Consider the following 17,697-nt stretch of genomic DNA (forward strand, 5'->3'; position numbering starts at 1 on the left):
GCGGCACCGGCCGCGTGTGCTGTGATGACGCTCATGGGCAGCCGACCCGGGGGCTCACCGACAGCGTTGCGCGAGCTGCGCGCCGCCGGTATCGACCGGCCGTCGCTGCGCGCGGCGTACCTGCGGTGCCGGGAGATCAACGCAGCGCACGGACGCACCTACTTCCTGGCCACGCGGCTGCTGCCCGCGGCGCGGCGCCCCATGGTGCACGCGCTGTACGGGTTCGCGCGGTGGGTCGACGACATCGTCGACGATCCGGAGGTCTCCCCCGCCGCGCGCCGGGAGGCGCTGCTGCGCGTCGAGCGCGAGCTGGACGAGTCCTGGACGGCCGGTGGGGGTGCCGATCCGCTCGTGACCGCGGTGGTCGACGCGGCCGCGCGCTACGAGCTGGACGTGGCGCTGTTCCGCTCTTTCCTGCACTCGATGCGCATGGACCTGACGGTGCGGGACTACCCCACCCGGGCGAGCCTGGACGCCTACATGCACGGCTCGGCCGGGGTGATCGGGTTGCAGGTCATGCCGATCCTCGGCACGTCCGTCCCGCGCGCGGAGGCAGCGCCGTACGCCGAGCGGCTGGGCCACGCGTTCCAGCTGACGAACTTCCTGCGCGACATCGCCGAGGACCTCGACCGGGGGCGGCTGTACCTGCCGGCGGACGAGCTCGCCGCGTTCGGGGTGGACCGGGAGCGGCTGCTGCGGTGCCGGCGGCGCGGGCGCGCCGACGGCCCGGTGCGGCGCGCCCTGGCCGACCAGGTGTCCCGCGCGCACGCCTGCTACCGCGCGGCCGAACCGGGGATCCGCTTGCTGGCGCCGCACGCGCGGCCGTGCGTGGCCACCGCGTTCACGCTCTACGGCGACATCCTCGACGGAATCGTCCGCTCCGGATACCAGGTGTTCGCCCAGCGCGTCACCGTTTCCCGCGCCCGCCGGCTGGGGGTGGCGCTGCCCGCTGCCGGCGCCGCCGGGCTGTTCCGCCTCGGCGCGGCGTGAGGCCGGCGCACCGCCCGGCGGCCCCCGGATGTGTAGTGGCCGCTGAGCGGGGTATTCGCCGAGATGGCAGGAGTTGTGCGACGTGGCGAGACGTGGGGAAGCCGAGGATGACGGGAAGCGCTTCGGACTGGCACGAGCTGCACGCCCGCGCGGAGGCGCTCGCGCAGGCGAGCCACCGGTTGGAGAACCGCACCGCCGGGGAGCTCTCGGCCGCGGAACTGGCGCAGGTGCGCGAGGCGCTGCACAGCATCACCGGTGCTGGCCGGAGCCTGTCGCGGCAGCTCGACCGCCTCTCGCAGCGGTGCCGCCCGGTCGGCCGGACCGAGCCCTCGGACAGCCAGGTGGCCCTGGACCAGGCCGCCGCCGCTGCCGAGGACCTCGGTGCGTGCTCCAACGCCGCCGCGCAGGCGCTGCAGGACGAGCAGGAGCAACCGCACACCGGTCAACGGCCCGAGGCGGGTGAAGTCCCGCGGCAGAGCGATCCGCCGCGGCCGTGACCCCGGTGCGCCGGGTGCGGGTCGCGGAACGACCGGGGAGCGGACACGCCCGCCCGGCGCGGGTGACAACGCGGTGCCGCACTCCGCACACTGGTGGGTGCTGCCCGTGCCCGGCAGCGCACGAGGGCGACCGCCGTGCAGGCCACCCCCCGACGTGAGGGAGCGACCGTGTCCTCTTCCGCACCGCCCACCGTCCTGCTGACCGGCGCGACCAGCGGCCTGGGGCGCGCCCTCGCCGAGGAACTCGTCCGCAGCGGTGCCCGGCTGGTGCTGCACGGGCGGGATCGCGAACGCGCGGCCGCGGTGCGCGACGAGCTGGCGCGGTCGGCGGGCGCGGACGCCGTGGACGCGGTGGTGGCCGATCTGGCGCGGTTGCACGAGGTGGAGCTGCTCGCCGGCTCCGTGCACGACCGGTGCGCGCGGTTGGACGTGCTCATCCACAACGCCGGGGTCGGCCCCGCGGACGGCGGGCGGTCCGAGAGCGCCGACGGCATCGAGCTGCGCTTCGCCGTCAACCACCTCGCCGGGTACCACCTCACCCGGCTGCTGCAGCCGCTGCTCGTCTCCTCCGCCCCGGCGCGGGTCATCAACGTGGCCTCGGCCGGCCAGCGCCCGATCGACTTCGACGACCCGTTGCTGACCACCGGCTACACGGGGTCGCGCGCCTACGCCCAGAGCAAGCTGGCGCAGATCATGAGCACCTTCGACCTGGCCGACGAGCTGCGGCCGCACGGGGTGCTGGTCAACGCGGTGCACCCGGCGACCTACATGAACACGCCCATGGTGCGCGCGGCCGAGATCAGCCCGGTCAGCGACGTGTCCGAAGGGGTGCACGCGGTGCGGCGCCTGGCCTTCGCCCCGGAGCTGGCCGGGACCACGGGGGAGTACTTCCACGGTGTGCGGCAGGCCCGCGCGCTCGACCAGGCCTACGACGCGGGCGCCCGCGCACGGCTGCGGGAGGTGTCCGACGACCTCATCCGGCGGGCTCAGCAGGGGAGCACCGCCGCACGGAGCACGCGGAGCGAGGAGGTCTGATGGCAGCTGCTGGCGGTCCGGGCACGATCGTGGTCGGGGTGGACGGCTCCCCCTCGGCGAAGGCGGCGCTGCGCTGGGCGGCTCGCCAGGCCGAGGCGACCGGGGCGCGGCTGCGCGCCGTGGGGGCGTGGGAGTTCCCCGCCTTCTACTCCTGGGAAGGCGGCCCGATGCCGCCGGACGACTTCGAGGAAGCGGCGCGCACGGGCATGAACGAATCGGTCGACGAGGTCGAGCACGAGGGCACGAGCGCGACGATCGACCGGGAGATCCACCACGGCCACGCGGCGCAGGTGCTGCTGGACGCCTCCCAGGCCACCGGGGTGGAGCTGCTCGTCGTCGGCAGCCGGGGGCACGGCAGCTTCTACGGCGCGCTGCTGGGGTCGGTCAGCCAGCGCTGCGCCCAGCACGCGAAGGTGCCGGTGGTCATCGTGCGCGGGCAGGGCACGACCGGCGGCGGGGATCAGTCGGCCCGGTAGCCGAGCTGCTCGGAGAGTCCGGCGGCCCCGCTGCGGGCGAGCTCGACGAAGGTGGCCGCGGCCTCGTCGTTCCACCGCAGGATCGGCACGGAGATGCTCAGCGCGGCGACGACGGTGCCCCGGTGGTCGCGGACCGGGGCGGCCACGCAGGCCACGGCGTCGTTGGACTCGCAGTACTCGCGGGCCACGCCCGCCTCGGCGACGGCGGCGAGTTCCCGGTGCAGGGACTTGCGGTCGGCGATGCTGTTGGCGGTCATGGTGGTCAGCGGCTCCTCGCCGCAGAGCGCGTCGACCTCCGCTGCGGGCAGCGCGGCGAGGAGGGTCTTGCCGAGAGCGGTGCAGTGCGCCGGCAGCCGCCTCCCGACCGCGGAGACCATGCGGACGGGGTGGCTGCTGTCGACCTTGGCGATGTAGAGCACCTCGGCGCCGTCGCGCACTCCGACGTGCACCGTTTCGTGGCACTGCGCCGCGGTGTCCTCGGCGGCGCGCTGACCGACGCGGGCCAGGTCGAGCCGTTCGAGGTAGGCCGAACCGAGCTGGAAGCCGCGCACGCCGAGGCCGAACCGGTTGCTGTCCCGAGCGGTGGGGGCGAGGTAGCCGCGAGCGGTGAGGGTGCCGATGAGCTCGTGCACCGTGGTGCGGGGCAGGCCGAGGCGCTGGGTGATCTCGGGTGCGCTGAGCTCGGCCTCGTCGAGGAAGAGTTCGAGCACGTCGAAGGCGCGTTCCACGGCGGGTACGGACCGGGCCACGGCGTTCCCCCACTCCTTCACAACGTTCGGTATCTCGAACAGTGTAGTGGACGGGAGGGAGTGCTCCGCAGCCGCCCGCTCGGGCGTGTCCGCGGAAGGTCAGCCGTGGTGGTCGGGGCGCGCCCGCCGCAGGCGCAGCAGCCACAGCTCGAGCTCGGAGAGCTGGCCGTCGAGGCTCTCGCTGCCGTACATGTCGGGGCTCACGCGCAGCGTGGCGAGCTCCTGCCAACGCCGCTCCATCTCCTCGACCAGGTCGGCGACCGTGGGGGCGGCATCGGCGCTCTCGCGCGGTCGCGGTGTGGCGGCGGACTCCCGGGGCTGCACGATCGATCACCTTCCGTTGCGGTGCGGCTGCGTCCGGTGACGACGGTATGCCGAGCGGCCGCTGCGGCACACGGGAAAAAGTCCCGGACGCGCCGTGACCGCCCACCGCTCGGCCCCACCGTCCGGGCGAGAGCGGGCGGTCACTTCGAGTGATGAGCACCCCGGGGAGCCGCAGCTGTGGTGGGATCGGACCAGGGACGAACCGAGCGCGAGGAAAGCGATGAGACGCGGACGCCGAGGACATCCGTGCGAGGTGGACACCTCGCGCATGGGGTTGTGGCGCTGCCCGGAGTGCGGACAGCAGTGGGAGGTGCACGGGGTGGCCGATCGGCCGCGGGTGCGCCGGGTCAGCCGCATCGGGTGGTTCCTGGCGCGGATGCTGAGCTGACCCGCCGCGCCCCGGCCGGAGCACCGCTCGCCGCGCCGGAGCAGCGTTCCCGCGCCACCCGAACAAAAAGTCCTTATGTCAGGACCAAGTATTGACACGTGCCTCGTGCCCCGGAAACACTGGCCGCACCCGGGCGATGGGAGTCACACCCGGGAGCGTCCCAGGGAGGTAGGCATGAGCGAGCACGACGTGCGCATCGGACTCATCGGAGCCGGCCGGATGGGTGCCGACCACGCGCGGCGCATCCACGAACGCATCAGCGGGGCCCGACTCGCCGTGGTCGGCGACCCCGATGCCGACCGGGCGCACGCCGCCGCCGCGGACACCGGGGCGCGCGTGACCACCGACCCCAGCGACGTGATCACCTCCGCCGACGTGGACGCCGTGGTCATCGCCTCGCCGGGGCACACGCACGAACCGCTGCTGCTCGCCGCGCTCGAGCACCGCATCCCCGTGCTCTGCGAAAAACCGCTCACCCCGGACGCCGAGTCGGCCCAGCGGATCGTCGCCGCCGAGGCCGACACCGGCCGGAGGCTGATCCAGCTCGGCTTCATGCGCCGGTTCGACGCGGAGTACGCCCACCTCAAGCAGGTGCTCCGCGACCGCGAGCTCGGCGAGGCGCTGCTGCTGCACTGCACGCATCGCAACGCGGCCACACCCCCCGAGTTCACCGACGAGATGATGATCTACGACTCGGTGGTGCACGAGGTCGACACCGTCCGCTGGCTGCTCGACTCCGAGATCAGCGCCATGTCCGTCCGCGCTCCGGGGCGCAGCACCCGCGCCGCCCCCGGCCTGACCGACCCGCAGCTGGTCACGATCGAAACCGACGAGGGCGCGCTGGCCACCGTGGAGATCTTCGTCAACTGCCGCTTCGGCTACCAGGTGCGCTGCGAAGCCGTCTGCGAGGACGGCACCGCCCGCATCGGCGCCGAATCCGGGCTCGTCCGGCACACCCGCGACGGTTGGGGCGGATCGGTGCCGGCCGGTTTCCCCGAGCGGTTCGGGCAGGCCTTCGACCTGGAGGTCCAGCGCTGGGTCGAGGCCGCCCAGCACGGCGAGGTCGTCGAAGGCGCGGCCAGCACCTGGGACGGCTACGCCGCCGCGGCGGCCTGCGCCGCAGGCGTGCGCGCCCAGGCCAGCGGTGAACGCGTGCCCGTCTCCCTCGGTGAGATGCCCAAGCTCTACGCGACCTGAGACTCCCCACCGCGCCCGCACCCCCGGGCGCTCGCCCCCGCCGTACCAGCACCACTGACGCGAGGTCCGCAATGAAGATCGCACTCGACCCGCACATGTTCCGCTTCACCCCGCTGCTGGAGTTGCCACGGCTCGTGGCCGAGCTCGGCTACGAGTGGATCGAGCTCTCCCCGCGCGACGACGTCCTGCCGTTCTTCGAGCACGCGCGCATCGACGACGCCACGCTGCGCGCCTTCCGCCGGGAGCTCGACGCGGCCGGCGTGGGGATCAGCTCCGTGCTGCCGCTGTACCGGTGGTCCGGCCCGGACGAGGACTCCCGCGAGGCCGCGGTGCGCTACTGGAAGCGCGCCATCGACATCACCAGCAAGCTCGGCGCCGACGTCATGGTCTCCGAGTTCAACGGCCGCCCCGAGGAGCCGGCCCGCAGCGAGGCCTGCTTCTGGCGGTCCATGGAAGAGCTGCTGCCGCTGTTCGAGCGCGAGGGCATCACGCTGCGCCTCGAACCGCACCCGGACGACTTCATCGAGGAGGGGCGCGCCGCGGTCGACCTCATCCGCGGCATCAACTCGCCCAACGTGGAGTTCCTCTACTGCACGCCGCACACGTTCCACATGGGCAACGACGCCCCGGGCATCATCGAGCACGCGGGGCCGCTGCTGACGCACGCGCACATCGCGGACACGTTCGACCACACCGCCTCCTCCGGCAAGCGCTACATCGTCAACCCGCCGTGGTCGACCGCCCGCATCCACCAGCACCTGGACATCGGCCAGGGCGAAGTGGACTGGGAGGAGTTCTTCCGCGCGCTGTCCGGCATCGGCTTCGACGGCACGCTGGTGGCGTGCGTGTTCGCCTGGGAGGAGCGCGCCCGCGAGTCCTCGCTGTACATGCGCGAGACGATCGGCGACTACGTGGCGAAGCACCTCTCCTGACTTCCTCCCCGCCCTCGAGGGGCGGGGATTCCCCTCGGGCTCGCGCCCGGGGGTTCCTGCTTCATCGCTGGCTGCGGAAGGGAGGACCCTTGCCGACTCGCACCAGCTCCACGGGCTTGGCCGGGGTTGTCCCCGGCTACCGCTCGACCAGCGGCAAGGATGTTCTTCGCCGCGTTGACATCCCGGTCGTGCCGGGTGCGGCAGTGCGGACACGTCCACGCCCGCACCGGGAGTTCCAGGCCGGACAGCAGGTGCCCGCAGTTCGAGCAGGTCTTGCTGGACGGGTACCACCGGTGCACCGCGAGCACGCGCTTGCCGGCGCGAGCTGCCTTGTACTCCAGCTGGCGGCGGAACTCGCTCAACGCGGCGTCCAGGAAGCGCCGTTCAACCCGGCTTTCGACCGCACGTTGCGGCCCGGCTCGTCGGCGGTTCATGCGGCGCTGCTGGTCATGCCAGCGACGTTGAGATCCTCGATGGCGATCGTCTCGGCCCGGCGCACCAGACCACCACCATCGTCGGGTTCAACGCGGCCGGATCGATGCCCGGCCAGGACAACACGAACCGCAACGGCGATTTCTGCTTCGCCAGCGTCAGTTCCCCGCCGCGCAGTGTGAAGGCGCTGCGGGTGCAGTGCGCCGACTGCTTCCCGTTGCGGACCCGAACCTCGGGTGTTGGGCGCGTCCGGCGAAGAAGTTCGCGAACGCGGTGTGCTGGTGCCGCAGCGTCTGCTGCAACGGCACGGACGACACCTCGGGCAGAAACGCCAGCTCGCCGATCTTCTTCCACTCGGACAGGGCCGCGTCGGTTTCCTTGCAGGAGGTCGACCGGCCTTCGGCGCGGTAGCGGCGGTGCCGGGCGCCGAGGGACTTGTTCCACACGAGGCGCACACAGCCGAACGTGCGGCTCAGTTGGGCCACCTGTTCGTGATCCGGGTAGGCCCGGCACTTGCACGCCGTCCGCATACCGATCATTTTACCCGTGATGTCCGTTCGAGTAAGCGAGGGTCGCCGCGCCCCTTCAGGATCGATTTCCTCCCCGGCCTGAGGGCCAGGGCTTCTCTCGATGGGAGACCCGGTGAACCGCTGCCCCGGGCTGCACTGTCCGCTGCGGACAGTGCAGCCCGGGGCAGCGCATCCGCAGGACCTGTGATCCAGCAGACACCGGCAGGTCGGTACGGTACGTGGTGACAGATGACGGTATCGGTGACCGATTGGTGGTGCAGTTGAACACGCGCTGGCTTACGGAACCCGTCCGCGACGACGTCCGCGACCTCTGGCGGCTGCACGAGGTGCTCCACGAGGGGTCCACCCCCTACCAGCAGGTGCTCGTCGCCCGGACCCTGCTGGGGACCACCCTCTTCTGCGACGACAACCCGCAGAGCGCCGAGATCGGCCAGCTCGCCTTCCACGAGGCGGAGCTCGTGCCGGCGATGCTGCTGGCCGAGCGCCTCGACCGGGTGCTGGTGATCGGCTGCAGCGAGGGGGCCGTCTCGCAGATCGCCGCCGAATCCGGTGCGCAGGTCGACCACGTCGACATCGACCCGGAGTGCGTGCGCATCTGCGCGGAACACCTGCCGTACGGGTTCACGCCCGAGGAGGTGCGCGCCGCCGAGGCCGGTGACGGCCCCGTCCGCCTGCACTACCAGGACGGCGCGGACTTCGTGCGCTCCGCTTCCCCCGGAGCGCGCTACGACGTGATCGTGCTCGACCTCCCGGAGGAGCAGGAGGAGCTGGACCTGCCGCACAACGCGCTCTACGAAGCGGACTTCCTGCGCGAGTGCCAGCGGTTGCTGGCGCCGGGAGGCGTGATCAGCACGCACGTCAGCCGCCCCTACCTGAGTCTGCCCACAGCGGACTCCGCTGCGAGCCTGGTGCGACCGTGGCAGCGCTTCGGCGAGGTCTTCGGCACCCGGGTGTACTTCCGCGCCGACGAACAGCCGTGGGGAGCCATCATGCTCGGCCGCGACGACGCGCTCACCGATCCGGTGGCGCGCATGCGGCGGCGGCTGGCCGAGCTGCGCTACCGGCCGCGGACGATGGACGACCCCGCCCTGTTCAGCGCCACGCACGTGCCCATGGTCCTGCGCACCTGACGCGCGGGCTCCGCCGCGGCGCGAGCGCTCGGGTGCACCGGCGCGGCCGCGTGCACCCGAATCCGAGGAATTTCCCGGTATTGCCGGTATTCCCCCTCGGTCGCGGCAGTTTTGCCGGGCGCCTGCCGTCTTTCCCCGTTTCGTTGACCCCCGCCCGCCCCCTCCCTAGAGTCGTCGCCTCGTGACACGGAAATCCGTGCCGCACGGGAATTCTCAGCACCCCTCCCGCGCATCCGCGGGAGGGGTCGACCGACTCGGGAGAAACATGCGCTCCACCGCGAAGATCGCCGCCATCAGCGCTGCCGTCGCCCCGCTGCTCGTCACGTTCGGCTCGGGCACGGCCAGCGCGCACGGTTACGTCTCCGACCCGCCCAGCCGGCAGGCGCAGTGCGCCGCCGGCGCGGTCGACTGCGGGAGCATCCAGTGGGAGCCGCAGAGCGTCGAGGGACCGAAGGGGCTGCGCAGCTGCAGCGGCGGCAACGAGCGGTTCGCCGAGCTCGACGACGACAGCAAGAACTGGCAGTCCACGCCGGTCGGCGAGACCGCCGAGTTCAACTGGTCGATCACCGCCGCGCACGCCACCAGCACCTGGGAGTACTACGTGGACGGCACCAAGGTCGCCGAGTTCGACGACGGCGGGGCCAAACCCGGCGACCACGTCTCGCACACCGTCGACCTCAGCGACCACCGGGGAGAGCACACCGTGCTGGCGGTGTGGAACATCGCCGACACGAGCAACGCGTTCTACGCCTGCACCGACGTCGTCGTCGGCGCCGCGTGACCCGAACCTCCCGCCCGGACTGCGCCCGCCCGGCGGCACGGCCGCTGCGGGCGCAGGCCGCGGCCGCGAACACGGCCGCATCAGCAGGCCTGCCCGCACTTGGCGCAGATCCTGCCCTCATCGCCCTGCAGCGGGATCGGCGCGTGCGCCCCTCCCTGCGGGCACTCCTCGACGGCGGGCACCAGACCGCGCCCACCGGGCGCCTCCCACCGAGGATGCTCCGCCACCCCCGCGCGGGACGCCCGATCGAGCGTCCGCCGCCCCCGCGGGAGAGCACCACAACGACGCGCGCACGAGGACACCGCTGCCGGCAGCACGACCAAGATCATCCGGCTATCGTGCCGGACGCACCGTGAAATGTGATTCGGATCGCGATCATGCGCACATGCCCGCAACCTTTGCCGCGGGCACCGGCAGCGATCGGGAGAACCGCGAACGAGGCGGCCGAATCCGGTGGCGCCTCCTCACGCGCGGCGGCCGGGGACCGCTACTCGGACGGGTCCACCCCCTGCTCGGCCACCGGGGGCTCCTGCTCGGCGACCTCCTCGACGATCTCCTCGTCCTCCTCCTCGGCACCGAGCACGGCGGGGGCCGCCGTTTCGTCGACCTCGAACATGTCCCGACTCGCGTACACCATCGCCAGCTGCTCGCTCTCAGGTCCCACGCACAACAACGGATGGGGCAAGCTCGCACGTGCGTTCTGATCCGGTCAAGTTCGCGACACAGCGGACTTTCGCGCCATGTCGGAATCGGCGGTGACCGCCGGAGCGGCGGCACCGCACCTGCCGCACAGGTCCGATGTGGATGGGAGGAGCGCATCTCACCCGACGGCCCCGAAGGACAGGCCGAGCGCGTAGGTGATCCCGGCGGCCCCGAACCCGATCGCCAACTGCCGCAGCGCGCGCGTGACCGGTGAGGCACCGGAGATCACCCCCACGCAGGCACCGGTGCCCAGCAGCGCGATACCGACGAGCACGACCGCGCTGAGCACCGCGGGCCACCCCGCGGCCCCGACGGCGAAGGGCAGCACCGGGACGAACGCCCCGCAGGCGAACGTGCCGAAGCTGGTGACGGCGGCGCGCATGCCGGTGCCGACGACCTCGTGCCCGTCCTCCTGGGCGATGTCGGTGGGGGAGGCCGCGCCGGAACCGCCGGCCAGCACCGCGTCCGCCTTGCGCTGCGCCGCTTCGCCGTCCATGCCGCGGGCGCGGTAGACGAGGGCGAGCTCGTTGGTGTCGACGTCGAGGTGCGGCACGGCGGAACGGGCCTGCGCGTCCGGCGCGGTGGCCGCGAGCAGTTCGCGCTGCGAGCGCACCGACACGAACTCCCCCGCCGCCATGGACAACGCCCCGGCCAGCAGCCCCGACAACCCGGTCAGCAGCACCGTGTCCGCGGCCAGTCCCCCGCCGACGACGCCGAGCACCAGAGCGAGGTTGCTGACCAGGCCGTCGTTGGCGCCGAAGATCGCGGCGCGGAACGCGCCGGAGAGGCGTTCACGCCCGCGCGCCGCGAGCGCCCGCACGACCTCCTCGTGGATGCGCTCGTCCGCGGCGATCTCCGGTGCGGCCTCCTCGGCGGCACCGCGGGAGGCGCGCTTCTCGGCGCGCTGCGCCAGGGCGAGGACGACCACGAAGCCGAACACCCGTGCCAGCTGCGCGAGCACGCGCATGCGCAGCGCGGCGCGCGGCTCCGGTGCGGCCTTCGCCCCGAGCAGCTCGCGCCAGTGGGCGGCGTGGCGCTCCTCCGCCTCGGCCAGCCCGAGCAGCACGTCGCGTTCGCTGCCGCTGCTGCGGGCGGCGAGCTGCCGGTAGACGGCGGCTTCGGCGCGCTCGTAGCCGAGTCGGCGCCGCCAGCGGCGCAGCGTCCGCGGGCCGGCGGCGTGCGGGGAGGGCTCGGGCACGGGCCCAGAGTGGCAGCGCCCGGGCGGGCGGACCAGCGCGGGCGCGGCGCGACGACCAGCGGCAACCGACGGAGTCGAACCGTGCGCGGCGTGTGACGGCGGCGCCCAATATCCGGCTGTGACCCTTCGGCCCAGCGGCGGTTGCCGCGGGGTGCAACGCGCGGCGCCGGGGGCGTATTCCGCCTCCGGCACCACGCCGTTCCCCGGCCGCGTCAGCCGGACGCGGCCTGGCCGACCACCCGCTGGCCGTGCACGCCTTCGGCGATCTCCTCGACCACCTTCGCGTCGAAGGCGGCGAGGTCGTCCGGCGTGCGGCTGGTGACCAGCCCGCGGTCGGTGACCACTTCGCGGTCCACCCAGGTGGCCCCGGCATTGCGCAGGTCGGTGGCCAGGCTGGGGTACGAGGTCACCTCGCGGCCGCGCACGACATCGGCCTCGACGAGCATCCACGGCGCGTGGCAGATCGCCGCGACCGGCTTGCCCTGTTCGAACAGGGTGCGCAGGAACGACACGGCGGAGTGATCGCGCCGCAGCGCGTCCGGGTTGGCCACGCCGCCCGGGAGCACGAGCCCGTCGTAGCGGTCGGGATCGGCCTCGGAGACCACGGTGTCCACGGCGAACAGGTCGGCCTTGTCCAGGTGGTGGAAGGCCTGCGCGGTGCCGGAGCGGGTGGACAGCAGCTCCGTGGCGGCACCGGCTTCCCGCACCGCGTTCCACGGCGTGGTCAGCTCCACCTGTTCGATTCCTTCGGTGGCGACGAGGAACGCCACGCGCTTTCCTTCCAGCGTCGTTGCCACTGCTCCTCCTTGCGCGCTCGGATCGCGCGGGCGCACCTGCCGCGCCCGCGGAGGTCCGTGCTGGAGGTTCCCGCTGCTGCGGCAGCGGCAAACGTGCCCGCGGTGCGGGAGCGGACGCGGATCACTCCGGGAACGCCGGTGGGCGCTTGTCCACGAACGCCTGCATGGACTCGCGCCCCTCGGGGGTCTGCGAGGAGGCGGCCATGGCCTCCAGCGCGATCGCGTAGGCGTCCTCCTCCGGCCGGTCGAGCTGGGCGTAGAGCACCTGCTTGCCGAGCGCGGTGCTGCGCCGGCTCCCGCGGGTGGCGCGGGCGAGCAGCTCGTCGACCGCGTCGTCGAGCGCGTCATCGGCGACGACGCGGTTGACCAGCCCCCAGTCGGCGGCGGTGGCGGCGTCGATCGCGTCGCCGGTCAGGGCCATCTCCATCAGCCGCTTGCGGCCGATGTTGCGCGCCACCGGCACGGCCGGGGTGTGGCAGAACCAGCCGCCCTTGCCGCCCGGCAGCGCGAACCCGGCCGACTCGCCGGCCACGGCCAGGTCGCAGGAGGCGACGAGCTGGCACCCGGCGGCCACCGCCAGCCCGTGCACGCGGGCCACCACCACCTGCGGGACGGACTGGACGGTGCGCATCAGCTCGGTGCACGAGCGCAGCATCTCGCGGGTCTCCTGGTGGTCCCGCTCGGCCAGGTCGGCGAAGTCGTGCCCGGAGCTGAACACCGGCCCCGCACCGGCCAGCACGATGCCCGCGGCCTTGGTCTCGCCCGCCTGCTGGAACGCTGCGCGCAGTTCGGCGAGGTGCTCGCCGGTCAGCGAGTTGCGGCGCTGCGGCCGGTCCATGGTGATGCGGACCGCGGGGTCGGTGTGCTCGACCCGGATGTGCTGCCACGACGTGCTGCTCATGTTCGTCGCCTCCGGTGGATGCGTGTGGTGGACCGCACGTGCCACGGCAAGCCTCGCACATCGCCCGCGGTCGTTGAAGGAACGCGACGGCGGGCGGAACGTCCGGCGTGCCGCGTTCGACGCGTTCGGGCGCGCCGTGCCCGCCGGTCGCCACCGCACCTCCGGTGCGGCCGGGTAGGCTCGCACGCGCATCTCGGTCTGATCGCCGCTGACTCGGAGGGTTGATCCGGTGGACCGCAAGGGTGTTGTGGTGATCGTCGTCCTCGCCGTGCTCGTCGTCGGCTTCCTTGTGGTGCGCGACCCGGTCAACGCCGCCGGGGTGGTGCGCAACGGGTGGGAAGCCCTGCTGAGCCTGGTCCGCACCATCGGCTCCGCGCTGGTGACCTTCTTCCAGCACCTCGCCCAGGAGTGAGGCCCGCCGGGCGGGGAGGTCGACGAGCGGCGCCGCACGCGCGTGCGGCGCGCCGCTGCCGGTTCCGGCAGCGGCGCGCCGCGTGATCACCTGCAGGGGTGTCCCGGACCGCCCGCTACTGGAGCTGCGCGGCCGCCTTCCCCGCCGGCTGCAGCGCGAAGTCGTAGCCGGCGGTGCGCCCGGGGCGGACGGCGACCCGGTCGGCCAGCGGGCGCATGCCCTGGGCGGCGACGACGACGGTGACGTGCTGGTCCGGCAGGTCGTGCACCTCGTAGGTGCCGTCGGCGTCGCTGGTGACGCGGGCGAGCTGCGCCCCGCTGCTGTCGGTGACGGTGACGACGGCGCCGGGCACCGCCGTCGCCGCGGTGTCGCGGACCGTGCCGGCCAGCGTGCGGTGGTGCGCGGGCCGCGGGGGCACCACCGACGGGTCGGCGACCGCCTCCGAGGGCTCCTCCTCGTGCTCGTAGGTCCCGCCGGTGTCCACGACCTCGGGGTCCTCGGCCTTCTTGCGGTGCTGCCACCACTGGGTGCCGGACACGAGCGCGACGCCGATCGCGCACCACGCGACGAGTCCCCAGACAGCGGGGGTGGCACCGGAGCCGCCGAAGTAGAAGATGCCCCGCATCGCGTCCACCGCCTGGCCCAGCGGCAGGAGGTTGTGCAGGAACTGGAAGAACTCCGGCACGAGCTCCTTCGGGATCGCGCCGCTGGAGGACGGGATGCTCAGCAGCACGAACAGGCCGATGGCCACCGCGGGGATGAACTGCTTGACCAGGGGGACGAGTCCGAAGGCGGTCCACCCGATGGCCTGCGTGAGCATGAACGCGATCGGGATGAACGTCAGCGGCTGGTTCGGGATGACGTTGGTGCTGACCGCGAAGACGTAGGCGGCCACCGCGGCGAAGATCCCGACGCCGACGATGGACAGGAGCTTCTGCCGGGTGCCGACCTCGGCCCGCAGCAGCATCATCACGGTGATGTACGGCGGGATGTTCAGCGCCATCAGGCAGTAGAACAGGCCCGTGCCCATCACGTCGCCCGCTGCCGTCGGCGCGAGGTCGGTGAGCTGCAGCTGCTGCCCGGTCGCTGCGGCCACGGGGCTGAAGATCTTCTGGGTGAACTGCATCAGCGCCTGGCCGTTGGCCTTGCCGTAGAACAGCTGCCCGTCGGCCGGGTCGTAGGCCGCGACCACGTCCCGGTCCTGCACCGCTTGCCGGGCGTCCTGCTCGGAGGGCACCGCGCTGACGTCCACCCCGTCGGGCATCTTCTGGTCCAGCTGCACCTCCAGCTGGGCCGCCGCCTGGTCACCGACGACCGCCACCGGCATGTGGTGCGGCGACGGGGCGTGGAACGGCAGCAGGTAGAACACCAGGAACCCGAGGATGAAGAACAGCGGGAACCACAGTGCCGAGGTCAGCGCTCGCGCCGTGCGCACCCACTGGCGCGACTCTTCCGCAGCCAACAAGCCTCCTGATCTGTGGAACGGATCTGCGTGCAACGACCGGTCGCCCCGAGCTGCGCTGCTCGCGGGCTGCGCGTGAGCTCCCGCGACGCGGGACGGGGCGGACATGCGCCAGGACGGCAGCAGTGCCGCGCTGCCGATGACCGCGTCCCCACCGATGGTGGGCGCACGTCGACGGACCCCCCGTGCTCCTTGCTTAGTCAGGCTAACTGATTTCTGCAGTCGATGCAAAAATGCAGGAACGCACGGATGCCGGGTCCGCACCCGCGGGAGGCGGGCTCTACCATCCGGCGCAACGGCCCCGCACGTCGCACGCAGCACCGCCGGAGCAGTCGGAGGGATGGCCATGTCACACCCCGCAGGCGCGTCACCCGGGGGCCTGCGCGAGCGCAAGAAGCGCGCCACCCGGGAGGCCCTCCGGCAGGCCGCGATCGGCCTGTTCCGCGATCACGGCCCGGAGTCGGTCACCGTCGACGACATCTGCGCGCGAGCCGACGTCTCCCCGCGGACCTTCTTCAACTACTTCGCGGCCAAGGAGGAGGTCCTCGTCCCGTGGGACGACGACATCCTCGCCTGCGTCGCCGACCGCATCCCCGCCGCCCCGGCCGAGCAGGAACCGCTGACCGTGCTGCACACCGTGCTGGCCGAGGCCGTGGACAGCGCGATGGCCGGGCCGACCTGGCGCGACCAGACGCGCGTGCTGCGCGAGCACCCGGAGCTGCTCCCCCGCGTGATCACCTCCTCCCGCGCGCTCGAAGCGACCGTCATCGACGGCCTGGCGCACCGGCTCGGGCGCGACCGGACGGACCCCTACGTGAACCTCACCGGCGGGGTGGCCATGACGGCTCTGCGCACCGCGGTGCAGTGCCAGGGCCAGAGCGACTCCGAGCGCGGCGCGCGCGACTACCTCGACGAGCTCTTCGAGCACCTCCACCGGGGACTGCGCCCGCCGTCCTGACCCCGCCCGCGGACGCGCCGGCAACCGCGCGTCCGGGAGCGAGCGCCCCGACCGCCGCGCGGTCGTGAACGTCCACACGGGACGCGACACCCGGGGCCGGTGCGCCGCAACGGCGGTGCGCTGCTGTACCTTGCGTGCCACGGCACCACGACCCGACACCGAACCGAAGGAGCGCCCCGCGGCATGTCCCGCCCCGTCGGCACCCGTGACACCCGCAGGCTCATCCCGATGGACCTCGGCACCCGGCGCCGCCACGCGCCGCGCCGCCGCCGCGGGTACACGCGCGAGTTCACCATCGCCGGCCACCTCGGGAGGCTGACCACGAACGTCTACCCGGACGGCGCTCTCGGCGAGGTGTGGGCCGGCATCGAACCGGCACCCGACAGCACGTGGGACCACCAGTCCGTCAACGGCTTCCTCAGCGGCCTGTGCAGCGCGGTCACCCTCGGCCTGCAGCACGGGGTCTCGCTCGAGCACTACGTCCGCCAGTACGTCGGCATGTCCTTCGCCCCGGCCGGGCCGGTGTCCGATCCGGACATCCCCCGCGCGCTCAGCGTGCCCGACTACGTGTTCCGCCGCATCGCACTGGACCACCTCGACTTCCCCACCCGCTCCCGCCTCGGCATCCGCAGCAGCGGCGAAGCCGGCGGCGAGACCTCCGCCTGAGCCCGGCCGGGACCCCACCGCCCTGGGCCGTCCCCGTGACGTCGGCGCCGCGTCCCGCTAACGTGCCCGGGAGATCGTCCCGGGAGGAAGGAGCACGGCGTGACGGCATCGGTGGGGGTCGTCGGGCTCGGCCCGATGGGAACGGCGCTGGCGCAACGGCTGGCGGAGTGCGGCATCGCCACCGCGGCCACCTCCCGCAGCGCGTCGACCCGCGAGGCCGCGGCCGAGCGCGGCGTGCACGTCGTGCCGGACGTTCCCGCACTGGTCGAGTCCGTCTCCGAACGTCCGGTCATCGTCACCTCGCTGCCGTCGGGGCCGGAGGTGCGCGCGGCCTGCCTCGACGCGAACGGCCTGCAGGACTCCGGCCTGCACGAGTTCGTGCTGGTCGACACGAGCACCTGCGCACCGCGGGACTCGGCGGACCTCGCCGCGGAGTTGCGCAGGCGCGGGTGCGCCGCGGTCGACGCCCCGGTCTCCGGCGGCCCCGCGGCGGCCCGGGACGGCAACCTGTCGGTCATGGCCGGAGGTGCGCAGGACGACCTCGACGCTGCCGATGCGGTGCTGCGGGCGATCGCGGGCCGGCTGGTCGTCTGCGGCGGCCCGGGCGCGGGGCAGGTGGCCAAGGCGTGCAACCAGATGGTCGTGGCCGCGAACCTCGCCACCGTGGCCGAAGCGCTGGTCACCGCCTCGGCGTTGGGCGCCGATCCCGCCTGCGTGCGGGAAGCGCTGCAGGGCGGCTACGCGGCCAGCCGCGTGCTCGACCTGCACGGCGAACGCATGCTGCAGCGCGACTTCTCGCTCGGTGGCGCGGCGCGCACGCACCTCAAGGACATCGGCATCATCCGGGAGCTGACCGAGGGGGTCGCCGACAACCGGGTCTTCGAGCAAGCCGCCGAGATGATGGCCGAACTCGTCGAGGACGGCGGTGCCGACCTCGACCACAGCGCCGTGGTGCGCATCGCGGAGAAGCGTTCCGGGCACCGGCTGCCGTGAGGGCCTGCGCCGGGGCCGCCTCACGGCGCGTGCCTCACTGCTCGGAGAAGTCGCAGTACATGATGTGCAGCCCCCGCGGCCGAGCCCGGGGTGCTGGAACGCGCCGAGCACGGTGCCGACGATCTGGAAGCCGAGGCGCCCGTGGAG

22 protein-coding genes are annotated in these 17,697 nt (G+C 73.0%); 13 read left to right on the forward strand and 9 right to left on the reverse strand.

Features of this window, described 5'->3' with window-relative positions:
- Window positions 1–33 precede the first annotated feature (33 nt).
- From ACYVJE_RS12120 to ACYVJE_RS12135, 4 genes are all read left to right on the forward strand, one after another.
- Entirely contained in the window at window positions 34–990 is a 957-nt protein-coding gene (locus ACYVJE_RS12120; RefSeq protein ID WP_461144516.1) for a phytoene/squalene synthase family protein, read from the forward strand.
- Between the two features lie 107 nt (window positions 991–1,097).
- Window positions 1,098–1,487, forward strand: coding sequence for a hypothetical protein (locus ACYVJE_RS12125; RefSeq protein WP_459159459.1), 390 nt, complete (start codon window positions 1,098–1,100; stop codon window positions 1,485–1,487).
- A 168-nt stretch (window positions 1,488–1,655) separates the two neighbouring features.
- Window positions 1,656–2,522, forward strand: coding sequence for an SDR family NAD(P)-dependent oxidoreductase (locus tag ACYVJE_RS12130; RefSeq protein WP_461144517.1), 867 nt, complete (start codon window positions 1,656–1,658; stop codon window positions 2,520–2,522).
- Window positions 2,522–2,998 carry a universal stress protein gene (locus ACYVJE_RS12135; protein WP_459159457.1) on the forward strand — a complete coding sequence of 159 codons (477 nt, stop codon included), beginning with the start codon at window positions 2,522–2,524 and terminating at the stop codon, window positions 2,996–2,998. Before ACYVJE_RS12130 ends, ACYVJE_RS12135 begins: the two co-directional genes overlap by 1 nt.
- Here ACYVJE_RS12135 and ACYVJE_RS12140 read toward each other — a convergent pair.
- Together ACYVJE_RS12140 and ACYVJE_RS12145 are read right to left on the reverse strand one after the other, a co-directional pair.
- Window positions 2,983–3,747 (reverse strand): IclR family transcriptional regulator, encoded by a 765-nt coding sequence (locus ACYVJE_RS12140; protein WP_461144518.1) that lies wholly within the window; start codon window positions 3,745–3,747, stop codon window positions 2,983–2,985. The two genes, ACYVJE_RS12135 and ACYVJE_RS12140, sit on opposite strands and share 16 nt — an antisense overlap.
- Window positions 3,748–3,846: 99 nt before the next feature.
- Window positions 3,847–4,071 (reverse strand): hypothetical protein, encoded by a 225-nt coding sequence (locus ACYVJE_RS12145; RefSeq protein ID WP_461144519.1) that lies wholly within the window; start codon window positions 4,069–4,071, stop codon window positions 3,847–3,849.
- A 220-nt stretch (window positions 4,072–4,291) separates the two neighbouring features.
- Here ACYVJE_RS12145 and ACYVJE_RS12150 point away from each other — a divergent pair, with 220 nt between their 5' ends.
- From ACYVJE_RS12150 to ACYVJE_RS12160, 3 genes are all read left to right on the forward strand, one after another.
- Window positions 4,292–4,459, forward strand: a complete 168-nt coding sequence (locus tag ACYVJE_RS12150; RefSeq protein WP_459159454.1) for a hypothetical protein — start codon at window positions 4,292–4,294, stop codon at window positions 4,457–4,459.
- A 174-nt stretch (window positions 4,460–4,633) separates the two neighbouring features.
- Complete coding sequence (locus tag ACYVJE_RS12155) at window positions 4,634–5,656, forward strand: Gfo/Idh/MocA family protein (RefSeq protein ID WP_461144520.1); 1,023 nt, start codon at window positions 4,634–4,636, stop codon at window positions 5,654–5,656.
- Window positions 5,657–5,727: 71 nt separating this feature from the next.
- Window positions 5,728–6,588 (forward strand): sugar phosphate isomerase/epimerase family protein, encoded by an 861-nt coding sequence (locus ACYVJE_RS12160; RefSeq protein WP_459159452.1) that lies wholly within the window; start codon window positions 5,728–5,730, stop codon window positions 6,586–6,588.
- Here the strand turns inward: ACYVJE_RS12160 and ACYVJE_RS12165 are convergent.
- Entirely contained in the window at window positions 6,564–7,022 is a 459-nt protein-coding gene (locus ACYVJE_RS12165; RefSeq protein ID WP_461144521.1) for an RNA-guided endonuclease InsQ/TnpB family protein, read from the reverse strand. The two genes, ACYVJE_RS12160 and ACYVJE_RS12165, sit on opposite strands and share 25 nt — an antisense overlap.
- Before the next feature lie 156 nt (window positions 7,023–7,178).
- Window positions 7,179–7,550 (reverse strand): helix-turn-helix domain-containing protein, encoded by a 372-nt coding sequence (locus ACYVJE_RS12170; protein WP_461144522.1) that lies wholly within the window; start codon window positions 7,548–7,550, stop codon window positions 7,179–7,181.
- Between the two features lie 221 nt (window positions 7,551–7,771).
- Here ACYVJE_RS12170 and ACYVJE_RS12175 point away from each other — a divergent pair, with 221 nt between their 5' ends.
- A complete protein-coding gene (locus tag ACYVJE_RS12175; RefSeq protein WP_461144523.1) occupies window positions 7,772–8,680 on the forward strand; it encodes a spermidine synthase in 909 nt (302 codons plus the stop codon).
- Between the two features lie 265 nt (window positions 8,681–8,945).
- Window positions 8,946–9,461, forward strand: a complete 516-nt coding sequence (locus tag ACYVJE_RS12180; protein WP_461144524.1) for a lytic polysaccharide monooxygenase auxiliary activity family 9 protein — start codon at window positions 8,946–8,948, stop codon at window positions 9,459–9,461.
- A gap of 487 nt (window positions 9,462–9,948) precedes the next feature.
- Here ACYVJE_RS12180 and ACYVJE_RS12185 read toward each other — a convergent pair whose 3' ends face one another.
- From ACYVJE_RS12185 to ACYVJE_RS12200, 4 genes are all read right to left on the reverse strand, one after another.
- Window positions 9,949–10,125 carry a hypothetical protein gene (locus tag ACYVJE_RS12185; RefSeq protein WP_461144525.1) on the reverse strand — a complete coding sequence of 59 codons (177 nt, stop codon included), beginning with the start codon at window positions 10,123–10,125 and terminating at the stop codon, window positions 9,949–9,951.
- A gap of 156 nt (window positions 10,126–10,281) precedes the next feature.
- Window positions 10,282–11,361, reverse strand: coding sequence for a VIT1/CCC1 transporter family protein (locus tag ACYVJE_RS12190; RefSeq protein ID WP_461144526.1), 1,080 nt, complete (start codon window positions 11,359–11,361; stop codon window positions 10,282–10,284).
- Between the two features lie 212 nt (window positions 11,362–11,573).
- Window positions 11,574–12,158 (reverse strand): type 1 glutamine amidotransferase domain-containing protein, encoded by a 585-nt coding sequence (locus ACYVJE_RS12195; RefSeq protein ID WP_459159447.1) that lies wholly within the window; start codon window positions 12,156–12,158, stop codon window positions 11,574–11,576.
- A gap of 121 nt (window positions 12,159–12,279) precedes the next feature.
- The gene (locus ACYVJE_RS12200; protein ID WP_459159446.1) at window positions 12,280–13,059 is read right to left on the reverse strand and encodes an enoyl-CoA hydratase-related protein; all 780 of its coding nucleotides are present in this window, start codon (window positions 13,057–13,059) and stop codon (window positions 12,280–12,282) included.
- Between the two features lie 229 nt (window positions 13,060–13,288).
- Here ACYVJE_RS12200 and ACYVJE_RS12205 point away from each other — a divergent pair, with 229 nt between their 5' ends.
- Complete coding sequence (locus tag ACYVJE_RS12205; protein ID WP_459159445.1) at window positions 13,289–13,471, forward strand: hypothetical protein; 183 nt, start codon at window positions 13,289–13,291, stop codon at window positions 13,469–13,471.
- A gap of 115 nt (window positions 13,472–13,586) precedes the next feature.
- Here ACYVJE_RS12205 and ACYVJE_RS12210 read toward each other — a convergent pair whose 3' ends face one another.
- Window positions 13,587–14,933 carry a carboxypeptidase regulatory-like domain-containing protein gene (locus ACYVJE_RS12210; protein ID WP_461144527.1) on the reverse strand — a complete coding sequence of 449 codons (1,347 nt, stop codon included), beginning with the start codon at window positions 14,931–14,933 and terminating at the stop codon, window positions 13,587–13,589.
- Window positions 14,934–15,279: 346 nt separating this feature from the next.
- Here ACYVJE_RS12210 and ACYVJE_RS12215 point away from each other — a divergent pair, with 346 nt between their 5' ends.
- The 3 genes from ACYVJE_RS12215 (at window position 15,280) to ACYVJE_RS12225 (ending at window position 17,550) form a co-directional block, all read left to right on the forward strand.
- Entirely contained in the window at window positions 15,280–15,891 is a 612-nt protein-coding gene (locus tag ACYVJE_RS12215) for a TetR/AcrR family transcriptional regulator (RefSeq protein ID WP_459159443.1), read from the forward strand.
- A 183-nt stretch (window positions 15,892–16,074) separates the two neighbouring features.
- The gene (locus ACYVJE_RS12220) at window positions 16,075–16,557 is read left to right on the forward strand and encodes a TSCPD domain-containing protein (RefSeq protein WP_461144528.1); all 483 of its coding nucleotides are present in this window, start codon (window positions 16,075–16,077) and stop codon (window positions 16,555–16,557) included.
- Between the two features lie 99 nt (window positions 16,558–16,656).
- Window positions 16,657–17,550: an NAD(P)-dependent oxidoreductase gene (locus ACYVJE_RS12225; protein ID WP_461144529.1), complete on the forward strand. Its 894-nt coding sequence runs from the start codon at window positions 16,657–16,659 to the stop codon at window positions 17,548–17,550.
- Window positions 17,551–17,697 lie beyond the last annotated feature (147 nt).

The organism is Salinifilum aidingensis, assembly GCF_054782015.1.